General features: G+C 43.2%; 18 protein-coding genes. 1 reads left to right on the top strand and 17 read right to left on the bottom strand.

The annotated features are described in order from the left end of the window. Positions 1-5: 5 nt before the first annotated feature. The 17 genes from RBI_RS06525 to RBI_RS06450 all read right to left on the bottom strand — a co-directional run bounded on the left by RBI_RS06525 (position 6) and on the right by RBI_RS06450 (position 23,772). Complete coding sequence (locus RBI_RS06525; protein WP_038671857.1) at positions 6-713, bottom strand: hypothetical protein; 708 nt, start codon at positions 711-713, stop codon at positions 6-8. 128 nt (positions 714-841) lie between these two features. After that, positions 842-1,138 (bottom strand): hypothetical protein, encoded by a 297-nt coding sequence (locus RBI_RS06520; RefSeq protein WP_330377985.1) that lies wholly within the window; start codon positions 1,136-1,138, stop codon positions 842-844. Next, positions 1,125-1,427, bottom strand: a complete 303-nt coding sequence (locus tag RBI_RS06515) for a hypothetical protein (protein ID WP_015522621.1) — start codon at positions 1,425-1,427, stop codon at positions 1,125-1,127. Before RBI_RS06515 ends, RBI_RS06520 begins: the two co-directional genes overlap by 14 nt. A 145-nt stretch (positions 1,428-1,572) precedes the next feature. After that, on the bottom strand, positions 1,573-5,715 hold the full coding sequence (locus RBI_RS06510) for a SpaA isopeptide-forming pilin-related protein (RefSeq protein ID WP_038671853.1): 4,143 nt from the start codon (positions 5,713-5,715) through the stop codon (positions 1,573-1,575). Between the two features lie 189 nt (positions 5,716-5,904). Continuing rightward, positions 5,905-6,852, bottom strand: coding sequence for a ParB/RepB/Spo0J family partition protein (locus RBI_RS06505; RefSeq protein WP_038671851.1), 948 nt, complete (start codon positions 6,850-6,852; stop codon positions 5,905-5,907). Then, positions 6,806-7,633: a ParA family protein gene (locus RBI_RS06500; RefSeq protein WP_038671849.1), complete on the bottom strand. Its 828-nt coding sequence runs from the start codon at positions 7,631-7,633 to the stop codon at positions 6,806-6,808. Before RBI_RS06500 ends, RBI_RS06505 begins: the two co-directional genes overlap by 47 nt. Positions 7,634-7,758: 125 nt before the next feature. Then, positions 7,759-7,938: a hypothetical protein gene (locus RBI_RS06495; RefSeq protein WP_006857231.1), complete on the bottom strand. Its 180-nt coding sequence runs from the start codon at positions 7,936-7,938 to the stop codon at positions 7,759-7,761. 113 nt (positions 7,939-8,051) lie between these two features. Then, the gene (rlmD, locus tag RBI_RS06490) at positions 8,052-9,722 is read right to left on the bottom strand and encodes a 23S rRNA (uracil(1939)-C(5))-methyltransferase RlmD (RefSeq protein ID WP_038671846.1); all 1,671 of its coding nucleotides are present in this window, start codon (positions 9,720-9,722) and stop codon (positions 8,052-8,054) included. After that, positions 9,706-11,163 carry a coproporphyrinogen dehydrogenase HemZ gene (hemZ, locus tag RBI_RS06485; RefSeq protein WP_038671844.1) on the bottom strand — a complete coding sequence of 486 codons (1,458 nt, stop codon included), beginning with the start codon at positions 11,161-11,163 and terminating at the stop codon, positions 9,706-9,708. Before hemZ ends, rlmD begins: the two co-directional genes overlap by 17 nt. Further along, the gene (locus RBI_RS06480; RefSeq protein WP_038673231.1) at positions 11,160-11,804 is read right to left on the bottom strand and encodes an MBL fold metallo-hydrolase; all 645 of its coding nucleotides are present in this window, start codon (positions 11,802-11,804) and stop codon (positions 11,160-11,162) included. The genes hemZ and RBI_RS06480 overlap by 4 nt, the downstream gene beginning before the upstream one ends. Before the next feature lie 13 nt (positions 11,805-11,817). Further along, the gene (locus tag RBI_RS06475) at positions 11,818-14,208 is read right to left on the bottom strand and encodes a RelA/SpoT family protein (RefSeq protein WP_242843627.1); all 2,391 of its coding nucleotides are present in this window, start codon (positions 14,206-14,208) and stop codon (positions 11,818-11,820) included. A 1-nt stretch (position 14,209) separates the two neighbouring features. Further along, the gene (gene recJ / locus RBI_RS06470) at positions 14,210-16,249 is read right to left on the bottom strand and encodes a single-stranded-DNA-specific exonuclease RecJ (RefSeq protein ID WP_038671842.1); all 2,040 of its coding nucleotides are present in this window, start codon (positions 16,247-16,249) and stop codon (positions 14,210-14,212) included. Between the two features lie 151 nt (positions 16,250-16,400). After that, complete coding sequence (locus tag RBI_RS06465) at positions 16,401-18,509, bottom strand: polysaccharide biosynthesis protein (RefSeq protein ID WP_051706564.1); 2,109 nt, start codon at positions 18,507-18,509, stop codon at positions 16,401-16,403. A gap of 110 nt (positions 18,510-18,619) precedes the next feature. Continuing rightward, complete coding sequence (locus RBI_RS06460; RefSeq protein WP_051706561.1) at positions 18,620-19,324, bottom strand: CpsB/CapC family capsule biosynthesis tyrosine phosphatase; 705 nt, start codon at positions 19,322-19,324, stop codon at positions 18,620-18,622. Positions 19,325-19,343: 19 nt separating this feature from the next. Beyond that, a complete protein-coding gene (locus tag RBI_RS06455; RefSeq protein WP_051706559.1) occupies positions 19,344-20,837 on the bottom strand; it encodes a tyrosine-protein kinase in 1,494 nt (497 codons plus the stop codon). Between the two features lie 303 nt (positions 20,838-21,140). Continuing rightward, entirely contained in the window at positions 21,141-21,425 is a 285-nt protein-coding gene (locus RBI_RS14560) for a hypothetical protein (RefSeq protein WP_242843626.1), read from the bottom strand. 271 nt (positions 21,426-21,696) lie between these two features. Further along, the gene (locus tag RBI_RS06450; RefSeq protein ID WP_038671841.1) at positions 21,697-23,772 is read right to left on the bottom strand and encodes a glycoside hydrolase family 3 C-terminal domain-containing protein; all 2,076 of its coding nucleotides are present in this window, start codon (positions 23,770-23,772) and stop codon (positions 21,697-21,699) included. Between the two features lie 384 nt (positions 23,773-24,156). Here RBI_RS06450 and RBI_RS06445 point away from each other — a divergent pair, with 384 nt between their 5' ends. Beyond that, positions 24,157-24,759: a hypothetical protein gene (locus tag RBI_RS06445; protein ID WP_038671839.1), complete on the top strand. Its 603-nt coding sequence runs from the start codon at positions 24,157-24,159 to the stop codon at positions 24,757-24,759. Positions 24,760-24,762: the final 3 nt, after the last annotated feature.

The following is a 24,762-nucleotide window of genomic DNA, read 5'->3' as shown; positions in this document are numbered from 1 at the left end:
CCTCCTTATCGTTCTAAATCCTTGTGCTTCGGTTCTTTCTGCGGCGTTTGCTCCGCAGGTTTCGGCTCATAGGTCGCCCCGTTTTTCTGCATACGCTCGGCAAACTCGCAGATGTGGTACAGATTGCTGCCGACTTCGGTATGGTATTCATCAATGAAGCGGCAGGGATACTCCCGTTTTTCTCCCCAAGAAGTCGTGACAATGACCTTTCCGCCGTCGGGGATACGGAACAGTTCTTTATATTGAGGGTCAATAAATCGGATACCTTGTTCTGCTTTCTGGATATGCTTATCAAGCCATTCCTTCACATAGCAATAGCAATAAAAATTATAGTCGCCTTTGGTGGGATTGCACCGAAGCAGAAAAGCGTGTTTCTCCGTATCCACACGGAAACCGTACTCCATACAATAGTTACCCTTGATAGCACTTTCGGGAAAATGCCTTGCAAACGCACTCATATCATAGCGGTTATGCAAAAGCCCTTTATCCTCCCGTAAAGCATTGATGACCGTATCAAGCTCTGCCTTAAATTCGTCAGATTTCCATTGGGGTCTGGTATCAAACCAAGTGGTGTAAAAGCCATAGCCCGTTGTGGCAAAGTCACCACGCAGATGCCCGATAGTGCCTGTCTGCCCCTCAAGCTGCATGCTCTGGGCATAGGTGTATTTCTGTTCTGTCGGGGTTAAAGGTCTTGTCTTTATTTCATTACTCATTCGGCTGCTCCTTTCTTTCCTTTTTCTCCTTCTGCTCGTCTAAAATCTTGCGGATACAGACATCGCAGAAAATAACTGACCCATCCTTATATCGGGGATAAGGACAGGTCGTGCAGTCATATTTTATTTTATCGCTCACGGTCATCACCGTTTTTCTGCTTCTGGGCAGGCTGATTATAGGGCATACGGCACTCTGACTGGTATCGTTCATTCAGCTTTTGCCGTGCATCATCAAGCTCATTCGTGTAATAACCCCAGAAATAATTTGAGCCGCCCTTGCAGTACCAACACACATAAGGGTTGGGTGCGTTGGGATTGTGACCGATGACAAGCTCTGTACTCCCGATAGTACAGCTCTCGATGATTTCATAGTTCTGATTAGAGCGTTTTTCTTCGTCCATAAGCACCTCTCTATTCTTTGGCATAACGCCGATAAGCTTTCTCGCCCGTGGCTCTCATTTTCTGAACAGGGCGGCTCCCTGCAAGCTCTGGATACCGTGCCTGCAGCTTGCGGCGTGTCCTGCTGACGCTCTCAAAGCTCGGCAGACCGAGATATTTGTGCTGCGTCATTATCTCCGCAAGCGGCATTGCCCCTGCATCCTTCAGACAGGCATTACAAAGTGCAAGATACAGCACCATATCGTCATTTCTGGCATCCTCATTCTTTTCCAGAACAGCCCTGACTTTCTTTTCAATGGTTTTAAGGTTTCTCATTGTTACCTCCATAAAGGAAAGGGCGGCATCTTTCAGCCGCCCAAACCACTTACTTATTCTTTCTGTTACGGATATTCAGCCATACCGCCGCACCCACAATGAACACGACAAGCACGATTGCGATAATAGTTTTAGCGTCCATCAATTAGTCCTCCTTTTTCTTCTTTCTGTTCTTATAGCCGACAAATCCGAGAACGCCCGCACCGACAACAGACAGAGCTGCAAGGCTTACCCATAAGCCCAGATTGAAGTCATCGCCTGTTTTCGGGGTATCCCTGAACTCATTGTGCATCTGCACGATAGCCGTAGCGTCCACCTTGACCGTTGCCTGTTTATCGGCAGGCAGGATATATCCTGCGGAAGCCTTGTCGCTTACTTCGGATACGGTATAGTCGCCAATCCGCAAGCCCTCAATCACGATTTCTCCGTTCTTATCTGTCTTAAAGGTCTGGTCATAGTCCACGCCTGTCACACGGAAAGAGAAGCCCTCCACTTTACCGTCAGAGGAAGTCTTTACGATTTTAAGAGAGCCTTTCTGTGCTGCATTGATAAATCCTACACCCGCCTTATTTTCCACGGTGTAGGTCTTGCCGTTCTCCTCAACGGATACGGAATACACATTTTCATCAAGCACAAAGCCTGTCGGAGCTTTGGTTTCCTTTACCAGATATTTGCCGTAGCGGAGTTCACTCATCTGGTAAACGCCGCCGTCAAGTTCTTTCATTTCGCCAAGCAGCGTATCGTCTTTATCCAGTTTCCCATCGCCATTAGTATCGGAGTAAACCTCAAATACCGCACCAGACAGCTTGTTGTCGGGATAATCCTCATCAACCTTTGTCAAAGCGATATTGCCCTTAATGAAGTAGTTGACAAGTTCGATTTCCACAACTTCGTCCACCTTGCCGATTGTCACGGCGATTTCTTCCTCGGAGAGTACATATCCCTTCGGGCTTTCGATTTCACGGATTATCCAAGTTCCATACGGCACTTTGGCAAAAGAAAAACTACCATCATCTTTTGATGTGGTAGCTGCAATCGCATTTTCCTTTGTAAACTCGGTAGTTCCTGTCGTAAAGATACCGATAACTGCACCTCCCAGAGCCTTTCCGTCCTCATCAGATTTCTTACCGCTTACAGAGCCGTAAATAATGTCATTTGTGATAGCTTCGCCCTCATTGGCTGTGATGCGGACAGTTTCGGCATCCTGTCCTGCGTATTCAAAAGTAACAGGGTATTTTGCATCGCTGACAATATATGCGGAGTTGGTCGAGATTTCCTGCACATAATAGCTGCCCATCGGCAGGTCGCTGATAGCTTTCCCGTGACCGCTTTCATCAAGGGAAATGACCTCAATCAGACCGTCCGCAGGAATGGTCTTTCCATCTGCGGCTGTGAGTTCCTCCGCCGCATACAAGCCAAAGGTCACATCAAAGATTTCTCCATTCTTGCCAATGCCGTAGGCTTCATCAATGGCAAGGCTCTTGATGAGGTCGATTTCAACACGCTGTCTTTCATTATAGAAAGAAGTAGCCGTTTCCGTTACATCAACATTCTGTCCTGCATACACAAGCTCAACAGAACGGACTTCCTCATTCAGCACCATTCCATACGGAGCTGTGATTTCCTTAACCTCATATTTTCCGAGATACAGTTCTTTGGATTTTACTGTACCGTCTTTTCCTGTCGTAACGGTATCTACAACCTCGCCCTTGTTTGCTCTGACCGTCCCGTCCAGAGTGACAATATCCTCGGCTGCGGTAATTTCATAGACTGCACCCTCAAGACCGCTGACAGAGAAAATCGGCTGATACAATCCCTTATCGCCTGCAACGGAGCTGAATACCTCGCCAGACTTTTCTACGGTAATTGTGCCTTTCTGTGCCATATTGGAACGTACTACCTCAATAACGGTAATGCCGCTTTCTTCCTCGGAATTTTCCTGCACCACATCAAAATAAACAGGCTCGGAATTTAAGACATACCCATACTGGGCTTGTACTTCCACAAGGGAATAGCCTTTGCCGTATTCCAATGTCTGCGGTGTGATAAGGTCGCCGTCTGCCGTAGTATAGAAGGTGTCAATGGTCGTCACTTCGGGATAAGTGAAAGTCATAGTCACAAGATTTCCATTCGGGTCGTAAATCTGGAAGCCTGCACCTGCATACGGGATTGTATTGCCTGTTTCTGCATCTTTCTTTACGATTTTGATATAGCTCTCAAAGTTAGCGTTGTTGATAAGGTAGCGGTAGGTCTGACCGTCCTTGCTGATAAACACATCAAAGTCTTTCATCAGTTCACGCCCCTCCCAACCAGAGGTCTGGCGGACGGTATAAATGCCATACGGCATATCCTTTGTCTGGGCAAAACCGTTCTCGTCACATGTCAGCACATCACGCTCGGTTTCCTTTGCATTTTCATAGCTGCCTGCGGATTTGAGGAACACTTCAAATACCGCACCTTCTTCGGGTGTTTCAATCTGGGTTTCCCCGTTATCCGTATGCTTGATGAGTGCGATATTGCCTTTGATGACCTGTTCATTCACATCGTTTGCGGTACTGTTCAGCTCTACCGTGTATAGCTCTGGTTCTGCACCTACCTTGTGGATTGCGGTATCCAGAAGATACCCCTCGGACGGGCTGATTTCACGGACAGTCCAATCATTATCACAGATATAATACTTGGTCGTAAACTGACCGTTTTCATCAGTCGTGTAGGTGTCAATCAGTTCCTCACCTTTATAGATGCCGTAAACCGCACCTGCAAGGGAAGCATTGCCCTGCGGAGAACCTGTTTCTGCATCGGTCTTTGTCACAGTCACTTGGAATTTCTTCAACACATTGTCGAAGCTGCGTTTTGTGACCTTGTTCCATTCAATCGGAGCTGTCTGGGAAGCAGGAACGACATAGCGGACTGCGGTATCCACTTCCTCAACCACATACGGGGTATCGCCACTGATAAGGACATTTTCAAACTTAGCCAGTCCGTTTTTATCAGTCACGGCATACTCGTCAACAGGCAAGCCGCTTAAAGATGTGCCATAAAGGTGGAATTTCATTCCCTCCACCAGATTGTCCTCGGAAGTCTTGACGATTTCCAGACTGCCACGCTTCAAAGTATTGCTGAAGGTCACAGTAGAGGTTTTTCCTCCGATAAGTGTGACGGTCTGGGTTTTCTGCGGCTCATAACGGTCAATAGACTGTTCTGTGACCGTATAAGTGCCAGGGAATAATCCCTCCACGGAGACAGAGCCGTCCTTTCCTGTCTTAACTGTTTTATTGAAGTTATCACCTTTGATTGTAAAAGAGATGCCCTCCACAACTCCGTCCTCAGAAGTCTTTTTGAGGGCAATCGTGCCTGTCGGCGTTTCGATATTGATATATGCAGACACGGTATCAGCATTCTCCACACCTGTTACCAAATCCTGCAAGTTCGGGTCGCCATAGGCAATGAGCTTTGCACTGCTGCTGACAGTCGGCACATTGTTCCTCTTTGCCGTAATGCGGACAGAACCGCTGATAGCTACAGTGGAGCTGATTGTCAGCTTATTTCCAGACTTCGATACACTCACATTACTGTCAGAGCTTAAAAAGCTGTAATCAGAAAGCACGCCGTTGCTGTCATTCAATGTGATGCTGTACTTTCCGTCCTTGTAGGCAAGCTCCTTTGTGATGTCATTCTTACCACCCGACATAAAGCTCGGAATGGTGTTATGCTCACGCAGCATCGCAACAATCTGGTCATACACTGCCCTTGCTCCGCTGTTGGCATAATTTGAACCGAAGTGCAGGCTGTAAACGGTGGTGCTTGTCTGGTTATATGAACCTGTGGCTTCACGGCAACCTGTGACAAACTCCCATACGAGGGTCTGCGTGGCAAGCCATTTTTCATCATCACTTCCTGACAGATTATTTCGGTTGCCCTGATACCCATAGAGCAGGGCAAGCCCAACCGCCTTTTTCTGGTTGGCTGAAAGGGCGTTCCAAGTATCAGAGGAAGCCTTTTTCAAGGTGTTTCCTGTTTTCAGCGGTACTCCCGGCTGAATACAAAACGCATTCTCACCGTCCACAAACATACGGTACTTATAATTTCCCGTTCCGCCTGCGGTATAGCCGCCGATATTCGCACTGGAATTGTACCTCATCGCATTACCGTTGCTGTCATAGGTGTGGGAAAAGTAAATCGTCCCGATGTCACCCGCAGCAAACGCCGTCGCAGGCATTATGGATAATGCCGTGACCGCAGCCATTACAAAAGCCGCAGCCTTTTTGAACAATTTAGGGATTTTCATAGTTACCTCCTGTAATTTGGATTGAATATTTTGCCTTACTGACCGAAAAAAGCTGCCCGTTATGGACAGCTTAAAGTATTTCTTTTCTCGGATAGTTACTGGCAGTAGTTAGGGGGTGAGGTGTGGAGAGGGGGAATCCAAAATGATGGCTATCCACTCAAATGGGCAGACCTCGCCCTCGGTGTGTGGCTATCTCTCGTGAGCCTTGTTCCGCTGCAAGTGTCGGTTATAAAACTCCAACGCCTTGACAACAAAATCCGTTTCCTGCCCTCTGGGAACAGTCTTTGGAATGAGCTTGGTTATCCTCTCGTCACGGAAAGCAGGTTTTTCCTTCTGATTGGGCTTTTCTTCCTCCATAATGGACTGGATAACCTCGGAAGTGAGCTTGCCATCTTGGTTATACTTCTTCATTTTGATAGCCTGTGCCAATGACGGGGTAGCATCGTTGTACTCCATTGCTTCAAGCAGGGTGTATTGCTGTTCCTCGGTCAGATAAGAAACCTCAACCGCAGGACGAAAAGCAATCTGCCTTTCATCTACCATTTGCAGGATTTCGGGAACAAGCTCCGTTAGACGGATATAGCGGCGTATCTGGTCTTTGCTTTCTCCAACAAGTTCTCCTAATTCCTCATCAGAACGCCCTTTTGATAAATTAGTCGCCAATGGCGACGCATTTTCTTTTGGGGGTCTGCCTGCCTGTCGTTTCATAGCTTCCAACCGCATTTTATACGCAAACGCTTTCTCACTCGGCAAAATAACAGAGCGTTGGAGATTACTTTCCACCATAACAATAATGGCTTCATCACGGGTAAGCTCTTTGACCTCGCATTTCAGCGTTTCAAGTCCTGCAAGTTCACAAGCCTTTTTTCGCCTGTGACCACTGATAAGCTCATACCGTCCGTCCTCTTTTAAGCGAACTGTCGCAGGGGTCATTACACCGTTTCGCTTGATACTCTCAACAAGTTGTTCCATATCTTCGTCCATCAAAACCTTGAACGGGTGGTCTGGAAACTCGTCAATCTCCGATATGGGAATATCCCGTATCTTGCTTAGCTTTGCTTCCTCACGGCTTTCGTCCGTCTGAAAAAGGTCATCGTATGCGGTCAGCTCGATTTTGGTTTCTCTGCTTCTCGCCAATCTCTGCCACCTCCTTTCCTAACTGCTCATAGGCTGCGGCAACCTTGCCGCTTTTGTCGTAAGCAAAAATACTTTTGCCTTCTGCGGTAGCTTCCACCGCACGGATAGAATGAGGTATCTCGGTATCAAATACCTTGATTTTCTTACCGTATGCACTTTTGACCGTTGCCGTAATTTCCTTAGAAATGTTGGTACGGGGCATTACCATAGTCATTAAGATACCGTCTATCCGCAGCTTTGGGTTGATTTGCCGCTTGACCATTGATACGGAGCGAAGCAAAAGCTCCAGACCTTTAGCCGAGAGATAGTGGGGCTGTGTCGGGATAATCACGCTGTCAGCCGCCGCCAGAGCATTGATGGTTATCATGCCTAAGCTCGGCATACAATCAATAAGCACATAATCGTAATTCTTTTTAACCTCATTGACATAGATTTTCAGCACACGCTCACGGCTCATTGCATTGATTAGCCTTACCTCAAAGCCCGACAGCTCAATGTTTGACGGAAGCAGGTCAACGCCCTCTCTGTAATGGATAATACCCTGTGAAGCATCAAGCGTTTTATCGTCTATGATGTTCTGCATCACAGTAGAGAGCGTTATGGGAATATCGTCTGGTCTGTTATAACCCAGAGCCATCGTGAGATTTGCCTGTGCATCGGCATCAATCAGCAGGACTTTTTTACCCTGCTGCACCAGACTTACACCCAGATTGACCGCTGTGGTTGTTTTTCCGACACCACCTTTCTGGTTAGTCAGAGCAATTACTTTGCAATTTGACATAGATGCGTCCTCCTTTCACATAGATTTAGCCACTTTGTCAAGGTGGCTATGTAAACAGTACCAGAGAACGCAAAAAAGCCGCCTACTCTTAAAATCAATAAGAATAAGCGGCTTTGTAATCTGCCTTAGACATATTCAATTTTCATTCTCTTGGTCGGTGCATTTATGACCTTAAAAATAAGCTCGTCAATACAATCCGTATATCTGCCTTGCTGAATAAGTTGATTTTTTAACTCTACAAGGCTATGTATCAAAAGTTTTCTTTCGTGGCTATCCAAATACAGATGATTAAATTTCTCTCTCATAAGCACACCTCCACTTCTTTAGCTTCATTATATTGGAAAGCAGGGGAAAGGACAAATCTGCAAAAGGTACAAAAATAAGCGTACCACTATTTCTAATGATACGCCTATCCTCATTAAATCACTTCAAAATGCTTCAACGCATCCTTTATCGCTTCCACTTTCTCCGCTGTCGGATGCTTCCTCGGCTGTTTCAATTCTTCTACCGCATTAGGAGCATCATACATCGGCAATCCTAAATCTCTCTTTACCTCTGCGATATATGCGGTATGTACTTTGAAGCCGTATTTAGCTTCTATGTACTCCTTTATCATTTTGTAGGTCACTCGTTCCTTGGGCTTGTACTCTTCGGCTCTTTTAGCGATATTATCAAGCGGAACTTTTCCCTCACCTTCGCCAAACTCAACTTTTACGTTGATATGTCCGTCTGGCTTTTTGTGGGAAAGCAGTACAACCGTCTCCACATGCCCCGTTCTCCCAAACAGATCCACGCCCTTGACCTTGACCGTCTTATACCCCAACTCTTCCAGCACAGCACAGTCCCTAGCAGCAGTAGCGTGATTGCAGGATATCATAACTATCCTGTCAGGGGACATTTTTGCCATGTACTCCAGTGCGTCCCTAGTGCAGCCCTTTCTTGCAGGGTCAGCTATTATCACATCTGGTCGTTCGCCACGGCTGTAAAGTATCTCTGCTATCTTTCCTGCGTCACCACATATAAATTCCGCATTTGTGACATTGTTTGCTGCGGCATTTCGTTTTGCATTGTCTATCGCAGACTCTATTATCTCAACACCTATGAGCTTTTTCACCTTTTTGCTCATTGACAAACCGATCGTTCCTGCACCGCAGTAAAGATCAAGAAGAGTTTCCTTTCCTGTCAGCTGAGCATAATCTGCGGCATTTTCATAAAGCCGCTCCGCCTGAATTGTATTTACCTGATAAAATGACAGCGGTGATATCTCTATATCATTTCCACACATGGTATCGTGTATCGTGTTGCTTCCATACGCAGTAACAAGCTTCTGTCCGAGTATACAGTTGGTCTTTCGGTTATTCTCATTGAAAACTATACTCTTTATATCAGCATATTTTTTGCAAAGCTCACCCACAAGCACATCAAATACGCCACGCTTTTTAAGGTCGGTAATAACAAGACAGACCATTATCTCACCTGAGTGTTCGCCACGCCTGAGATAAATATGCCTGAGCAGACCGCTTCCCGTTTCCTCGTTGTATGCCTTTATCTTACGCTTGTTCACATATGCCATTATGTCATCAGCGACAGCTTTAAATATAGCAGGCTGTAACGCACAATCAGTGTAATCGCATACATGATGAGAACGCCTTGAATAGAATCCGCAAACTGCCCTGCCGTCCTGCTCTGCTACAGGGTACTGCGCCTTATTGCGATAGCCAACAAGCTGTTTACAACCCTCAAAGCTGTCATATTCAGGATAAAGCTTACCAATACGCTCAAATGAATCCTTTATGAACTGCTCTTTTACACGGCATTCTTCCTCATAGCTCATGTGACGAAAACAACAACCGCCACACCTTGAATACACAGGGCAATCGTTCTTCGTTCTTTCAACCGAACCACTTACAATATTTTCGGTAATGCCATAGCAATACGTTTTGCAGACCTTGACTATCCTGCATTCAATAACGTCGCCAATAACAGTAAAAGGCACGAAAACAGCAATGCCCTCGTGCTTTCCTACTCCGTTGCCCTCATTTGTCATACCGCTTATTTCAAGCCTGATAATCTCATTTTTCTTTAGCATAAAATTCCTCTATCTCATTTTTTCGCTTAAGCATAAGCTCAAAATGCTTATTGTATTCCAGCGGAAATTTGTAATTGAACACACGCTCCAAACGTCCGCCCTCTTTGTCAACAAGCTTTGTCGAGCCACCTGCACCCATTGCAAGTATGGTTTGAACCTCTTCCATTATATAGATATTATACAAACTCTCGTGACCCCGCTTTGTCCAGCCTATATTTTCAAGATTTTCAAGCATATTCTTCTGTCTGTAGAGATAATAAGGCAGATAGCCGCTTTCAAGAAGTCTTTTTGTGGCATACTCTACCATTTTATCGGCTGGATTTTTCAACACTTCCCTGTCACCGCTGTGATTTAGCCTAGCCGCACGCTTTATGGAAAGTGTGTGTACAGTGATATTCTCAGGAGCAAGCTCGATAAGCTTATCAATGGTATTCTCAAAGCTCTCCACTGTGTCTGTTGGCAGACCTGCGATTATATCAGTATTTATAGAGTCAAAACCAACTTTTCTTGCAAGGTCAAAGCTGTCAAAAAACTGTGCAGTTGTGTGCTTTCTGCCAATAGCCTCAAGAACGCTGTCATTCAAAGTCTGTGGATTTATAGATACTCTGCCACAGCCGTTTGCTTTAAGCACCTTCAACTTTTCTTCAGTTATGGTGTCAGGTCTTCCCGCTTCAACAGTGTATTCACGGACAGTTGACATATCAAAGCTGTTTGCAATGACCTTCATAACTCTGTCAAGCTGAGCAGCAGTGAGCGTGGTAGGAGTGCCGCCGCCAAAATATACGGTGTCAAGCTTTAAACCAAGCTTTTTCGTTATCTTCGCAGTATAAACTATCTCCTCACACAACTTGTTCACATACTCAGGGATAAGCTTCATACAGCCCTCGATAGATTGCGAAACGAAAGAACAGTAGGAGCATCTTGTGGGACAAAACGGCACTGACACATAAAGACTAAAGCTGTCCTTTTCAAGCTCATCGAGGACAGGCTTCTGGGTTATAGCAGTTTTGTATGCAATATCGCACTTTTCTTCGCTACAAAGATATCTGCTCTCCATGGCTTTAAATATCTCCGCCTTGTTCAAGCCGTCACTGAGCATATCATTCACACGCTTCACAGGTCTTATTCCCGTTATAACGCCCCATTTCGGCACAATGCCTGTTATCTCGCTCATTGCCTTAAAAAGAAGTCTTGACAGCGAAAGTTCCATGTCGCTTTCAAAATGCACAAACTCCTCTTTTTCGCAAGTCTTGCCGTCATATCTCACCTTAACGCTCAAACAAACATTGTCAGCGTTATCCTTTTTCTGAGCGAACACATAATCGTCCTCTGTATCTATGCTGTCAGAAAAAACGTGGGTAAAGAGCGTTGCAGGGATAAAGAGCTTCATTACTCCCTCAAGCTCATATTTATAATCGTTGCCGCTGAATATCAGAGTCATTTCAAAGCCTCCGCAGCCTGCCTGAGATATGGGTTATACTTTCTCTCAGCGTCAAGTGTCGTGACATTCATGTGACCTGGGTAAACAGTGAGATTTCCACCAAGGTCAGCTATTTTCATAAGCGACTTCATAAGGGCTGTGCTGCTTCCATCAGGCATATCAGTTCTGCCAACACTTCTTGAAAATAGGGTATCTCCCGAAAACATATTCATGCCGCATATGAAACAAACAGAACCGCTTGTATGTCCCGGCGTTTCCAACACGTCAAATTCAAGCTCGTCAAGCTTTAGTATATCGTCCTCTGTAAACACATTGACCTTGCCTGTGTAATTTCTGTGTCCTCTTATTCTGAAAAGATTAGCAAGCATTCCTGCGTCATCTGTAAGCTTAGGCTTATCCATAATGTGGATATACACCTCGCAGCCTGTCCTGTCTACAAGGTCAGCCACAGCACCGATATGGTCAAAATGACCGTGGGTAAGAAAGATCTTTTTAAGCGTAAGACCGTGACTCTCTATCTCACCGAGAATATAATCAGGGTCGGCAGGTGCATCAATAAGAACGCAGTTATTTTCTTCGCTTGCAACAATATAACTGTTCGTTTCACAAACACTCAATGGTTTGAGCCTATATATTTTCATTATCTGTCCTTTCTTATTTACCGCTTCTTTCAACAGAAATAACGTTCTTTATTTTCTGAAGCTTGTTTATAACATTGTTGAGCTGTTCCATTCCTGCAATGCTGACAGTTACGGAAAGCATTGCATTGCCGTTTTTCAGTTCCCTTGAGGTTGACTCATAGATAAAAATATTGATCATTGCAAGCGCTGACGAAACGTCTGCCAGCAGACCTATTCTGTCAACCGCAACGATATCCAAAGTACACTTGAAATAGCCCGTATGCTTTTCAGAACTTTCCCACTTAACATTTATCCAACGAGCGGCATTTTCAGGATCATCTTTCTGCGAAAGATAGTTCACGCAATCCTTTTTATGCACGGATATGCCGTGACCTCTCGTAATAAAGCCGACTATTTCGTCACCTGGAAGCGGATTACAGCACTGTGCAAACTTAATAGCGCAGTTGTCGATGCCGTCAACGATAACACCAGTGGAATTTTTGGAAGTCTTTATCTTATTTTCAAGGTCAGAAGTATCAGGCTGAGCCTTTTCACCATATTTCTTATTATACTCAGATTTCAGCCTTTGCATCACCTTTGAAAGCTGAACACCACCGTAACCTATGGCTGCAAAGAAATCATCAAGAGTATCACAACTGTGTCTGTGCATATCCATTTTGAGAAAGTCCTCAAGTTCTTCCTCAGGCACTCTTATATTATTTCTGCGGAACTCTCTTTCAAGAGCATTTCTGCCCTCAAAGATATTTTCCTCTCGTCTTTCCTTTTTGAACCATGAACGTATCTTGGATTTGGCTTCATTGGTCTTGCAGATATTAAGCCATGAACGGCTTGGACCATGACCTTCAACGTTGGTAGTAAGTATCTCGATTATCTCGCCTGTTTTTATCTGATAATCATAAGACACCATTTTCTTGTCTACCTTTGCGCCGCACATCTTATGACCCACCTGTGTGTGGATAGCATAAGCAAAGTCGATAACAGTTGATCCGACAGGCAGTGTTATCATATCGCCCTTTGGAGTGAAAGCAAAGACGTCCTCAGGGGCAAGGTCATTTTTGATAGCCCTTACTATTTCCTCAACGTCGTTTGACTCCTGCTGTGACTCGATTATCTGTCTTATCCATGCAAGGCGCTGATCGTCCTTTGAGCTACCCCTTACGCCCTCTTTATATTTCCAATGGGCGGCGATACCATATTCAGCCGTTCTGTGCATTTCCCATGTTCTTATCTGAACCTCGAAAGGTATTCCCTCTCTGCCGATAACAGTTGTGTGAAGAGATTGATACATATTAGCCTTAGGCGTGGAAATATAATCCTTAAATCTGTTTGGGATAGGTCTGAACATATCGTGGATTATGCCAAGTACGTTATAGCACTCGGTAACTGTATTGACGATAATTCTTACGGCATAGCGATCATATATCTGGTCTATCTCCTTGCCGTCACGATACACTTTTTTATAAATACCATAATTGCTTTTAACTCGACCCTCGATAAGGGGAACAGGGTCAAAATCCTTTTCAAGCCTGTCATGTATCTTGTGCTTGATGTTTTCAACAAGCTGTTCACGGCTGCCCTTTCTGAGCTGCATTTGCTCGTCTATCTCGGCATAAGCATAAGGATCAAGATAGTAAAAAGCAAGATCTTCAAACTCATCTTTAATTGAGCGTATTCCAAGGCGGTGAGCTATCGGTGCATAGATGTTCATTGTTTCATGGGCGATAGTTCTGCGTTTTGAATCTTTGCAATAATTAAGAGTACGCATATTGTGAAGTCTATCTGCAAGCTTTATGATAATAACACGAATATCCTCGCTCATTGCAAGAAGAATTTTTCTGATATTCTCGGCTTTCTGCTCGTCTTTGGTGAAAGTTTCTACCTTTTTCAGCTTTGTAACGCCATTTACAAGCATTGCAACGTCTGAGCCAAAATTCTTCTGTAATTCTTCAAGAGTGCATGGAGTGTCCTCCACAACGTCATGAAGAAGTGCTGCACAAATAGTATCAGTATCCATGCCAAGCTCCAAAAGAATATATGCAACAGACAGCGGGTGGGTTATATACGGCTCGCCAGACTCTCTTTTCTGATTTTGATGATACTTTTCAGCAAGTTCATAGGCGGAAACGATTTTTGACAGATCGTACTGCCTCTCGCCATCAAGTATTTTCTGAATAAGTGCATCAATGGAACACACCGACCTCTCACCTATATGCTCAGGTTTTGAAGCTTCAGGCACAGCGTCGGTATAGTCAGGCGAAGCCGTAGGAGCAGGCTTTTCTTCAAACTGCTCTTTAACCTCGGATTCGGCAGGAAGATCTTCTTCACTGACAGTTTTTATCTCAGGCATTTTTTCTATCTTATCCATTTCAGCAGGATCAAGCAAAATATTCTCTTTATCTGACATTTTAGTTACCTGCCTTTCCAAGCATTTCATTCAGCTTAACAAGAGTTTCAGAGTCCTCAAGATTTACCTTTTGTTTCGGCACAACGTAGCTTATTTTCATAGTTGCGGGTCTAAACTCGATAAGACCCTTATCACGGAAAATATCAACGCAAATATGCAGTTTGCAATAATTCATGCTGTCGCCTGATATTTTCATGAAAAGATTATCCAACGTAATATTCTTAACTGCACTTATGTATTTATATACTCCGATAAGCTCCTGCCTTGTCGGGATTATTTTTCTTATAAAACTTGCAGGAAGCTGTTCCCCGCGCATGAGCTTTTCATAACAATCCTTTGCCGCAAAATATCTTTCCTGCTTTACTCCACTCAATCTATGGTCGATAACTCTTATGGATATGGACTCACGGTTATTGAACACATTTATTCCAAGCTCCACGAGCATATCAAGCTTATCGCCAACTGCGAAACAAGCTTTTTCAGGTGCAAGGGAGAAAATAAGAGCCTGTCCTCTATAACTTCCGTATGAAAACTCGATCTTTGTATGCTTGCCCTGTGACAGCGGTATTATCTTATCTACTCTTACTCCAAGCATTGCAAAAACTGGAGCAGGGTTCTCTGCACCAAAAGGCTCCATTGCGGCAAGACCCTTTACATTATCAAGGTTGATATCCTGCGGCATAAGAAGCTTATCCGCTATAAGCTCAACGCTAGGGAATTTCTCCATAGGATCGCTGTATTCATACACCATATGAGTGAATTTTTCGATGTTCTCAGCCTTCAGTGACAGACCTCCTGCACACTCATGTCCACCAAATTTATCAAGCAGCTCTCCGCAATGCTGAAAACACTTGAATATATTGAAGCCCTTTACGCTTCTCGCAGAGCCTCGTGCGTTTCCATCATCATCAATGGAGATTATAACATTTGGCTTTCCGTAAAATTCCAAAATGCGTGAAGAAACAATGCCAATAACTCCGTGGTGCCAGCCCTTGCCTGAAAGCACAAGCACTCTATGGTCAAGAGTTTCAGGGTGAGCGTTTATATGGTTTACTATTTCTGTCATTATCTCTGTTTCCGTCTGCTTGCGCTGGGCGTTAAGATTTAAAAGAGTGTCAACATAATTTTCAGCGTCCTCTGGGTCTTCGCTTAGAAGTGTTTTTACCGCTGTAAGTGGTGAGCCAAATCTGCCCGAAGCGTTTATAACAGGGGCAATCCTAAAAGCAATGCCTGTTGAGTCAAGAGCATTTCTATCAAGCTTTGCTTTATCTATAAGATAGTTTAGTCCCAATATTTCGGTGTTTGCAAGATATTCAAGACCACGCTTAACAATAGTTCTGTTTTCCCCTGTGAGTGGCACAACGTCCGCAACTGTACCGATAGCACAAATGTCGGCATACTGTTCCATAACAGTGTCGTAACTGCCACCGTCAAGTGCAGCACAAAGCTTGAAAGCTACACCAACTCCTGCAAGGTCTTTGTATGACGAAGGACAATCTGCACGATGCGGATTAACAATAGCCCTTGCCCTCGGAAGCTTCTCAGGCGGTTGGTGGTGATCTGTGATAACAAGTTCCATATCAAGCTCTGCAATACGTTCAGCTTCCTCAACCGCGGAAATGCCGTTATCCACAGTGACGATAAGCTTAACACCCTTTTCTGCAAGCATTTCAATAGCTTCCATGTTCATGCCATATCCAGCCTCACGCTCAGGAATATAGTACATAACGTTTGCGCCCATGCTTTCAAGATAATTGTAAAGTATAGTGGTGGACGTAACTCCATCGCAGTCATAGTCACCGTAAATACAAATAAGGTCATACTGATCAACCGCCTTGTTTATCACCTCGGCGGCTATAGCCATATCTTTTATAAGAAAAGGATCACTAAGTTCTTCGCCTTTAAAAAAATCAGCAAGGCTGTCAAAGTCAGTGAAACCCCTTGAAGTCATGACGTCTAGGGTAAGGCTTTTCAAGTCACACTTGTTCATAAACTCTGCAGTTTTCACAGGGTCAGGTCTGTTTATTCTCCATTTTTTCATATAGAAATAGTCCTTTACGCAAATTTACATTCATTATTCATTATACCACATAAACTGCCTTTTTTCAAGTAGCATCAAGAAAAAGTGTGAAATTTTAGGGATAAAAACAGCACCGCAGAAATCCCCGCAGTGCTGAAATATGGATCTTTTATTATTTTGCCGCAGAAACTGCAACATCGTTTCTGCCATATTTTTCATTACCTGTTGGTTTATCACCTACAGGATTGAATGTTGGAACGATCTTTTCGACCATTTCAACGATATTTTCGTCATTGTTATAGCTTGCACGAGCAAGCTCCCCAAGCTGACCAAGGAACGTTTCTGTGTCAAACGGTATAGGCTTTCCGATATGGATAAGCTCATTATCCGTTTTCATCATGCCCTCCTCTGCCATAAGCTTCTCCTCAAAAAGCTTCTCGCCAGGACGCAGACCTGAGTAAACTATCTTGATATCTACATCAGGCTTATATCCTGAAAGTCTGATAAGATTTCTCGCAAGTGTGTCTATCTTCACAGGCGCACCCATATCAAGGACAAATATCTCGCCGCCCCATGCGTATGTGCCTGCCTGAAGAACAAGGCTCACAGCCTCAGGTATAGTCATGAAATATCTTATGATATCAGGGTGAGTAACTGTAACAGGACCGCCTGCTTCTATCTGCTTTTTGAACAGTGGGATTACAGAGCCGTTGCTTCCAAGAACGTTTCCAAAACGAACTGCAACAAACTGTGTGCCATTTCTGTCCTTATTGCCAACGCTTTCGATCTTAACCGCTTCACTGCTCTCTATATTATCAACAGCTATCTCGTCTATCGGATCGTTCTCAAGCATACCGTCTGTCATTTCATCAACGTGTGCATGGAGCATAGGTAGAAGATCAGTTCTGCCTGCCTTGCTGATAGCGTCCATGCTCTGGATGACCATTTCGCAGAGTCTTTTACTTGCACCCATAATATTAGTAGGGTTTACAGCCTTATCGGTGCTTATAAGCACAAACCTCTTTGTGCCATGCTTCAAAGCTACATAGGCTGTCTTGTATGTACCAACAACATTGTTTTTGATAGCTTCATTAGGGCTTGTTTCCATAAGCGGAACGTGCTTATGTGCTGCAGCGTGATAAACGATATCAGGCTTGTATTTTTCAAAAACGTCATTGATACGTCTGCTGTCACGAACAGAGCCGATAAGCGTCACAAGATTGAGTTTACTGCCATATTTACGTTTTAGCTCCTGCTCTATTTCATAAGCATTGTTTTCATAAATGTCAAATATGATAAGCTGTTTAGGCTCATGACCTGCTATCTGTCGGCAAAGCTCGCTTCCGATAGAGCCACCGCCACCTGTTACCAATATGGTCTTACCCTTAAGGTGCTGGAATATCTCGTCCATGTTTACTCTGATAGGCTCTCTTCCAAGCAGATCCTCGACCGCAACAGGCTTCATCTTGCTGAGAAGCACCTCACCATTTGTTATCTGATAAACGCCCGGAAGCTGTTTCATCTCACAGCCTGTTTCCTTACAAATATTAAGGATATCCCTTTTGTTCTCAGGTGATGCAGTTGGAATTGCAAAAAGGATCTGATCAATATTATACTTTTTGACGCTTTCCATAATGCAATCACGGCCACCGACGATAGGAACTCCTCCGATATTTCTTCCCCACTTATTTGGGTTATCATCGATTATGCAGAGTGGTCTTGCATTTGCACGTTCTGACATCGTAAGCTCTTTAAGGATCATCTGACCCGAAGCACCTGCACCAATGACCATTGCATTATGCACTGCCACCTGATTTGTTACCTGTTTTGCTCTTAAAAGGGTAACATATCTATAGGCAAAACGCACTGCTGTTATAAGCACGAACTGAGTTCCCGCTCCTACTATATAGTAAGCCACAGGCATTCTCATGAAGAGTAATGTTATACCCACAGCCTGGAATATGGTAGTAACTATCGAGGCCAAAAATATCCTTGACAGTTCGCCAATGCTAGCAAATCTCCACAAACTATTATAAAGCTTGAACACAAAAAACACCACAACACAGAAAGCTGTATATATTGGAGCAAACTTTACATAGGCAAGCATATACTCCTTTGGTATTGCAGAAAAAGTAAGGTCAAATCTGATGAAAAGTCCGAAAATGTAGGATAGATTTACGGCAACAATATCATAGAAACACAGAAAGAATGCAATAAGCATCCAATGTTTTATCTTTTTGTTTTTCCACACCTGAACTGTGTTTTCACTTGTTTTCTCCATAAATAAAACATACCTCCGCTCAATTAAAGCAATGAATAAGATCACACCATGGCCACCCCTCAATGGCACAGTGCAGGCTATTTATAATATCATCAATATTTTTTCTATACTTAAAAAGCAAACATTCTTTCTTCGTCAGCCATAGCAGACATGAGTACTTTATCAGAACGTCTTATATTTTCACTTCCAGATCTTTTAGCTATAAGATCAAAATTAGGTTTTCTATCATCAAGATCATGAGCATCGCTTCCAAAGACAAAATCTCTGCCACTTGAAATAAGCTTATTAACAAAACGTCTTGTGGAAAAATGCTCAAAAGCTTCTGCATTTATCTGAAAAACTGCATCCACAGACATCAGACTTTTCAGATCTGACTTTGAATAAACGCCCATATATCTATGTACATGGGCGATTATCGGAATAAGCCTTCGAGAATTTGCTATCTCGTCTATCTCCTCGACTATCCAACTGTTATACTGAGTGAATGGTGGTTCAAGAAGAATAAGTCTTGTTCCGCTGATACACAGCTTTTCAAGTTCTCCTAATACGCTGATGCCTTTTTCTATAGCCACCTCAGCACCAATATGTATATCCTTCACGGCAGGGTCAGATGCCATGAGCTTCTCATAAGCATTTTGCCGTTTGACAAGATAACTGTCTAAAGAAACTTCCCTGTGCATATAAAAATGCGGTGTTGCCACAATTATACCTATGCCCTGCTGTTTCATCATTTTTATCATTTTAAGTGATGTTTTGATGCTGTCAGAGCCGTCATCAATATTCGGCAGTATGTGGCTGTGATAATCGGTAGTCAATCTAACATCTCCATGTCATTTAACTTTCGGCAGAAGCATCCTTCCCACCGTATTTATAGCTGTAGTCATATTTATACTTGTAGCTATACTTGTATCCGTAATGAGAACCGTTCTTTGCGGAAATATCATTAAGAACGAAACCAAGCAGATTGCAATCGCCTATCTCAAGCTTCTTCATAGACTCCTCTATCTCCTGATATGTAGTTCTTCCATATCTCGCCACAAGAAGAACGCCTGCGACCTCGTCTGCAAGGCTCATTACGTCAGTTACAGGAAGCAGCGGGGTTCCGTCGACAATAACATAATCATACTTATGCTGAACATATTCAAGCAATTCACGCATTTTCTCAGAAGCAAGAAGCTCTGACGGGTTTGGAGGCAAAACGCCTGATGTAAGAACAGCAAAATTGCCATTCTTGGTTTCATGCACACACTTATCAAATGTGCTTTCACCACTCAGTATTGTTGAAAGTCCAACATTATTTTTTAACTTGAAGTTTCTGTGCTGAACAGGTCTTCTCATATCAGCGTCAATAAGAAGAACCTTATTTTCTGTTTCAGCCATTGAAGCTGCAAGGTTTGCAACTGTTACAGACTTACCCTCACTTGGATTAGGGCTAGAAACGACAACTATCTTATTTCGTGTTGTAGAAAGTGTAAACATAAGGTTTGTACGCATTGTTTTGTAGTTCTCTACAATATTAAACGGTATATCCTTATTATTGAACAGAAGCTGTTTTTTTCTGTCAGCAGAAGAACCTTCATCCTTTTTAGAAGTCTTTCCGCCAATATTCATTATCTCACCAACGATAGGCTTCTGATAAATGTCGCCAAGCTCATCAGAATTCTTTACAGTGTTGTCAAAGAAGTCAATAACAAGTATCACTAGAACAGCCACCATCAAGCCACCAACAAAGCCAAGGGCAACATTTTTAGTGGTGTTAGGAGAAACAGGTGTATTGTAAACCTCAGCATCACCTATCTTTTCAACTGAGCCTGCACCGATAACTCTTATAAGAAAGCTTGGAGCGACGTCAGCCATGATGTTACAAAGGTCAGAAGAAAGCTTTGCATTGGTTGTTGTGGCAGTTATCTGAAGTACCTCTGTCTGATTTACAGCGATCATGCTATAAGCATTTCTCAGGTCGTCATTTGAAACCCTGCCGCTTGTTACAGTAAAATAAGGAGCAAGCTGTTCAGGAGTATACATCTCAAGAAGTTTATCGCTTACCTCGTTCATTACCGGGTCATCAGTAAGTATAACAATGTAGGTCTGTACCAATGACTTTGAAGCGTTAATATCCTGTAAGTCAACATTAGTCTTATCCTGACCCGTTGATTGATTATCAGCACTTTTAACATACATTGAAACGTGTGACTGATACTGCTTACTCATAACAAATTTTGATACAAAAAGGGCCAGTATCGCACACACTATTGAAGCGGCAACGATATACCAAACCTTTCCGAGAAGAAGTACCAGAAGATCCTTGATAGTGTAATTTTTTTTCATTTGAATTATTCACCCTATTGTTGATATTTTCGTTATTTTCCCAAAAAATAAACCGTACAATAATAATTTTATCACATTCTATTCAAAAAGTCAACTTTAAACGATACGTTTTTTTGTATTTCAACAAAAAAATGGTTTTTTGTTATAACATACAATAAGATAAACTAAATCAGCCAAGTATTTGTTGGATAATCATATAAGCTGACAGCTTAATTTAACAATTATGAACGGCTACTGTAAAAGCCACCATTACAGTCGTTCCAAAACTATTTACCAGTCCTTGTATCATAAGTATGCCGAAATTCATGACAGATTGCTGAACTGAGGCAGCGGTCGACATTCGCACCACTTCACAAAGCTGCAATCCTTCCAAGATTTTTTCTTGAAGGATAGTCGCAAAAGAGGTTCTTTGGCAAGAGTGTAAAAGCAAAGTCCCACACCTGACAGGATAATTCTAACATAATCAGATGTCAACAACGTTATTTTCATTGGAGTAAGCAAAAGTTTCAAAATCTCATTGGAAAAGCACAATGTGATAGGCTCTGTCACCAAAGTAACAGAGCCTATCATCAGAAATGATATGTTCAAACAGCCTTTCAGGCGGCGTTCATTTCTTTCACCGAAACAATAAGAAACAAGCGAGCCACAGCCATGCACAGACATATTATGATCGAATAAAGAAAAGTCGTGAGGGTGTATGTGCTGCCCACAGCCGCAATGGCGTTTTAGCCAAGAAATCTGCCAACAATAAATGTATCGGCAATGTTATACACCTGCTGAAGCAGATTTCACAGTATCATCGGGCTTGAAAAAGCAAGAAGCAAGCTTATGATACTGCCGTTTGTAAGATCTCTTTTCATTATCGTTCTATCTCGATACTCATACAGTTTGTACCACTAAGCTGACAACTAAGTTCATCAGGCTGATGCGTACCAACATAGAGGGTGAATTCCTTTGCAAACTGTTTTCTCTCTCCGATATCTGACACTGTTGTGAAAGCTTTGTCAGGTACTTCGATTTCAACATCAAGCTTTTCACCTTTTTTAACAAAAATCCTCTTGAAGCCGCACAGCACAGGATAAGCCGGAGCATTGTCACAATGTGATTTAATATAAAGTTCGATAACATCACATGTATCGGCACCATTATTTTCTACCTCTACATTGACTTTGCCATCGTCATAACTAAGCGATGTAACAACAACATCTCCATAAGTAAGACCATAGCCGAATGGATAAAGAATGTTATCTCTCGTGTACCTATATGTTCTATCAGACATAGCATAATCAGTAAAGCAAGGCAGCTTGTCGGCGCTATTATAGAATGTAACAGGCAGTTTTCCTGATGGCGACACTTTACCAAAAATAATATCCGCAATAGCCTTGCCGCCCTCTGAACCTGGATACCATGCGTGAATAAGAGCGTCACAATCATGCTCGATATTTATTGAGCTTCCTGCCGCACATACCACTATCATAGGCTTGCCGATCTTTGCGACACGCTTTATAAGCTCACGCTGACTTTCAGGAAGTCTTAGATCGTTCTTGTCACCTGATGAAAACTCATTACCTGTGTCGCCCTCCTCGCCCTCGATAGTGGCGTCAAGACCAACGCAAAGTATCACAACATCAGAATTTGCCGCTGCCGCCTCAGCTTCGGCGTATCTATCTCCTGCCTGTGCAAGACCCGATACTCTGTCCTTATACAAGTGACAGCCTTCAGCATAAAGCACCCTGCCATCAAATGCGTCCTCGATACCCTCAAGGAAAGTAACATACCTGTCGGCTGTGCCGTTATAATTGCCCTCGAGAGCCGCTCTGCTGTCCGCATTTGGACCTATTACAGCGATAGTTGATATTGATTTTTTGTCAAGCGGAAGAATACCCTTGTTTTTGAGCAACACCATGGACTTCACTGCACACTGGTAGGATACAGCTTTATGCTCAGGACAAGAAACAACGCTGTATGGTATGTTGTCATATTCCGTTGACTTGTCAAACATGCCAAGTCTTATGCGAGTTCTCATAAGAGCAACACAGGAAGCCCGGATTTCATCTTCTGTCACAAGCCCCTTGTCAAGAGCAGAAAGCAGGTGTACATACGTACAACCGCAGTTCACATTACAACCTGCTTTAAGTGCCATTGCGGCCGACTCTACAGGAGAAGACGTCACCAAATGGTGTTCGTGGAAATCCCTTATTGCCCAGCAATCAGAAACAAAATAGCCATCAAAACCCCATTTGTCGAGCTTGCCCATTAGAAACTCACTAGCACATGACGGCTCGCCATTCACACGATTATAAGCACCCATTACACCCTCGACCTTTGCTTTTTTCACAAGCTCCTCAAAGGCGTAAAGATAGGTCTCTTCAAGGTCTTTCCAATTAACCTCTGCATTAAATTCATGGCGAACAGCCTCAGGTCCGCTATGTACTGCAAAATGCTTTGCACAAGCGGCAGTTTTCAGTACCTTGCCACTGCCCTGCAAGCCTTTTACATATGCCTTGCCGCACTCTGCGGTAAGATAAGGGTCTTCACCGTAAGTCTCATGACCTCTGCCCCAGCGTGGATCTCTGAATATATTTATATTAGGTGCCCAAAGGGTAAGACCTTTGTATATATCCCTGTCATCACGCTTTGAATACTCATTATACTTGGCACGAGCTTCTGTAGAGGTTATATCTGCCACTTTGAACACAAGGTCGGTGTCAAACATAGCCGCAAGACCTATTGCCTGTGGAAACATGGTGGCAACACCGCTTCGTGCAAGCCCATGGATACCCTCATTCCACCAGTTATAGGCAGGAATGCCGAGCCGCTCAACAGCAGGAGCGTCATATCTAAGCTGTGAAGCCGCCTCCTCTACGGTCATTTCATTTACAAGTGCTTCAGCTCTTTCCTGAGCCGAAAGGCTTTCATTGAGATAATTTTTCATATATCCTCCTTGCACATTATATCAATTATATCATACACAAGAATTATACACCATGGCATGATATCGTGTCAAGGCGTATAATTATAATAAATAATGTAGAAATTATATCTAAATGCTTTGAGATCAGCTTTGACAAAAATCATAAAAGCACCAATACAGTAATGTTATAAGTCTTTTATTTGAGAATGCTGAAAATCTTTTGTATTTTCCAGTAATATACAATTATATGAAACAGCGCATATACGCACTTATACATAACTATTTCAAATTATCGTAAAAACATTTGCTTTTTTCTGAAAAAAATACCAATAAAAATATTGACAATCGAATTTTAATAGTGTATAATATTGTTATACGAAATTATTACGAAAGGTGATAGGTGTTATGAAAAAGATATTTAAGTCAATTTCGGCTTCTGTTACTGCGTTCATCATTGCTTCAACAATGGTTGTAAGCGCATCAGCAGCTTCTTCTGCCGATGTTGTTTCTGCAGCTAAATCAGCAGGTGTTCCTTCTAACCATGTATCAGAGCTTAAGAACTACCTTGATTCCCACGCTTCAAAGTTCAGCTCTGCTGACTATGATTACATGGTAAAGGCTCTCTCAGATTGTGGTGCTAAATATGTTCAGCCTGTTGCTGACAAGCTTTTTGGTGCAGGAACAGATCTTGCTTCACTAACAAACGATCAGCTTAGACAGGTGTTTAAGGAAATGGGCGAGGATAGCAGAAAGGCTATTGCTGATGCTTGCGTAGCTACAGGTAAACACTTTGGTGTTACTATCAAGGTAGACGAGCTTACAAGCAAGGATTGGAACGTTCAGGTTGTTGATTCAGATGGCAATACAAACATTGGAACAAACACAGGTAACGGTTCACTTAATACTGGTGCAAACAGCATGACAGCTGTTCAGGTTGCTGCGGTTCTTACACTTGCTCTTAGTGCATTTGGTATTACAGTAGCTGTTAAGAAGAACAAAGAGTGCTAAGAT

Source organism: Ruminococcus bicirculans (ex Wegman et al. 2014) (genome assembly GCF_000723465.1).
In the GTDB taxonomy this organism is placed as follows: domain Bacteria; phylum Bacillota; class Clostridia; order Oscillospirales; family Ruminococcaceae; genus Hominimerdicola; species Hominimerdicola aceti.
The sequence above is the reverse complement of the archived record's forward strand: the minus strand, read 5'-3'. Positions and strand labels throughout refer to the sequence as shown.

What these genes read in the sequence shown, in the direction of transcription:
- RBI_RS06525 (WP_038671857.1), bottom strand. Translation starts at nt 713, where the DNA reads ATGAGTAATGAAATAAAGACAAGACCTTTAACCCCGACAGAACAGAAA.
- RBI_RS06520 (WP_330377985.1), bottom strand. Translation starts at nt 1,138, where the DNA reads ATGCCAAAGAATAGAGAGGTGCTTATGGACGAAGAAAAACGCTCTAAT.
- RBI_RS06515 (WP_015522621.1), bottom strand. Translation starts at nt 1,427, where the DNA reads ATGAGAAACCTTAAAACCATTGAAAAGAAAGTCAGGGCTGTTCTGGAA.
- RBI_RS06510 (WP_038671853.1), bottom strand. Translation starts at nt 5,715, where the DNA reads ATGAAAATCCCTAAATTGTTCAAAAAGGCTGCGGCTTTTGTAATGGCT.
- RBI_RS06500 (WP_038671849.1), bottom strand. Translation starts at nt 7,633, where the DNA reads ATGTCAAATTGCAAAGTAATTGCTCTGACTAACCAGAAAGGTGGTGTC.
- RBI_RS06495 (WP_006857231.1), bottom strand. Translation starts at nt 7,938, where the DNA reads ATGAGAGAGAAATTTAATCATCTGTATTTGGATAGCCACGAAAGAAAA.
- rlmD (WP_038671846.1), bottom strand. Translation starts at nt 9,722, where the DNA reads ATGCTAAAGAAAAATGAGATTATCAGGCTTGAAATAAGCGGTATGACA.
- hemZ (WP_038671844.1), bottom strand. Translation starts at nt 11,163, where the DNA reads ATGACTCTGATATTCAGCGGCAACGATTATAAATATGAGCTTGAGGGA.
- RBI_RS06480 (WP_038673231.1), bottom strand. Translation starts at nt 11,804, where the DNA reads ATGAAAATATATAGGCTCAAACCATTGAGTGTTTGTGAAACGAACAGT.
- RBI_RS06475 (WP_242843627.1), bottom strand. Translation starts at nt 14,208, where the DNA reads ATGTCAGATAAAGAGAATATTTTGCTTGATCCTGCTGAAATGGATAAG.
- recJ (WP_038671842.1), bottom strand. Translation starts at nt 16,249, where the DNA reads ATGAAAAAATGGAGAATAAACAGACCTGACCCTGTGAAAACTGCAGAG.
- RBI_RS06465 (WP_051706564.1), bottom strand. Translation starts at nt 18,509, where the DNA reads ATGGAGAAAACAAGTGAAAACACAGTTCAGGTGTGGAAAAACAAAAAG.
- RBI_RS06455 (WP_051706559.1), bottom strand. Translation starts at nt 20,837, where the DNA reads ATGAAAAAAAATTACACTATCAAGGATCTTCTGGTACTTCTTCTCGGA.
- RBI_RS06450 (WP_038671841.1), bottom strand. Translation starts at nt 23,772, where the DNA reads ATGAAAAATTATCTCAATGAAAGCCTTTCGGCTCAGGAAAGAGCTGAA.
- RBI_RS06445 (WP_038671839.1), top strand. Translation starts at nt 24,157, where the DNA reads ATGAAAAAGATATTTAAGTCAATTTCGGCTTCTGTTACTGCGTTCATC.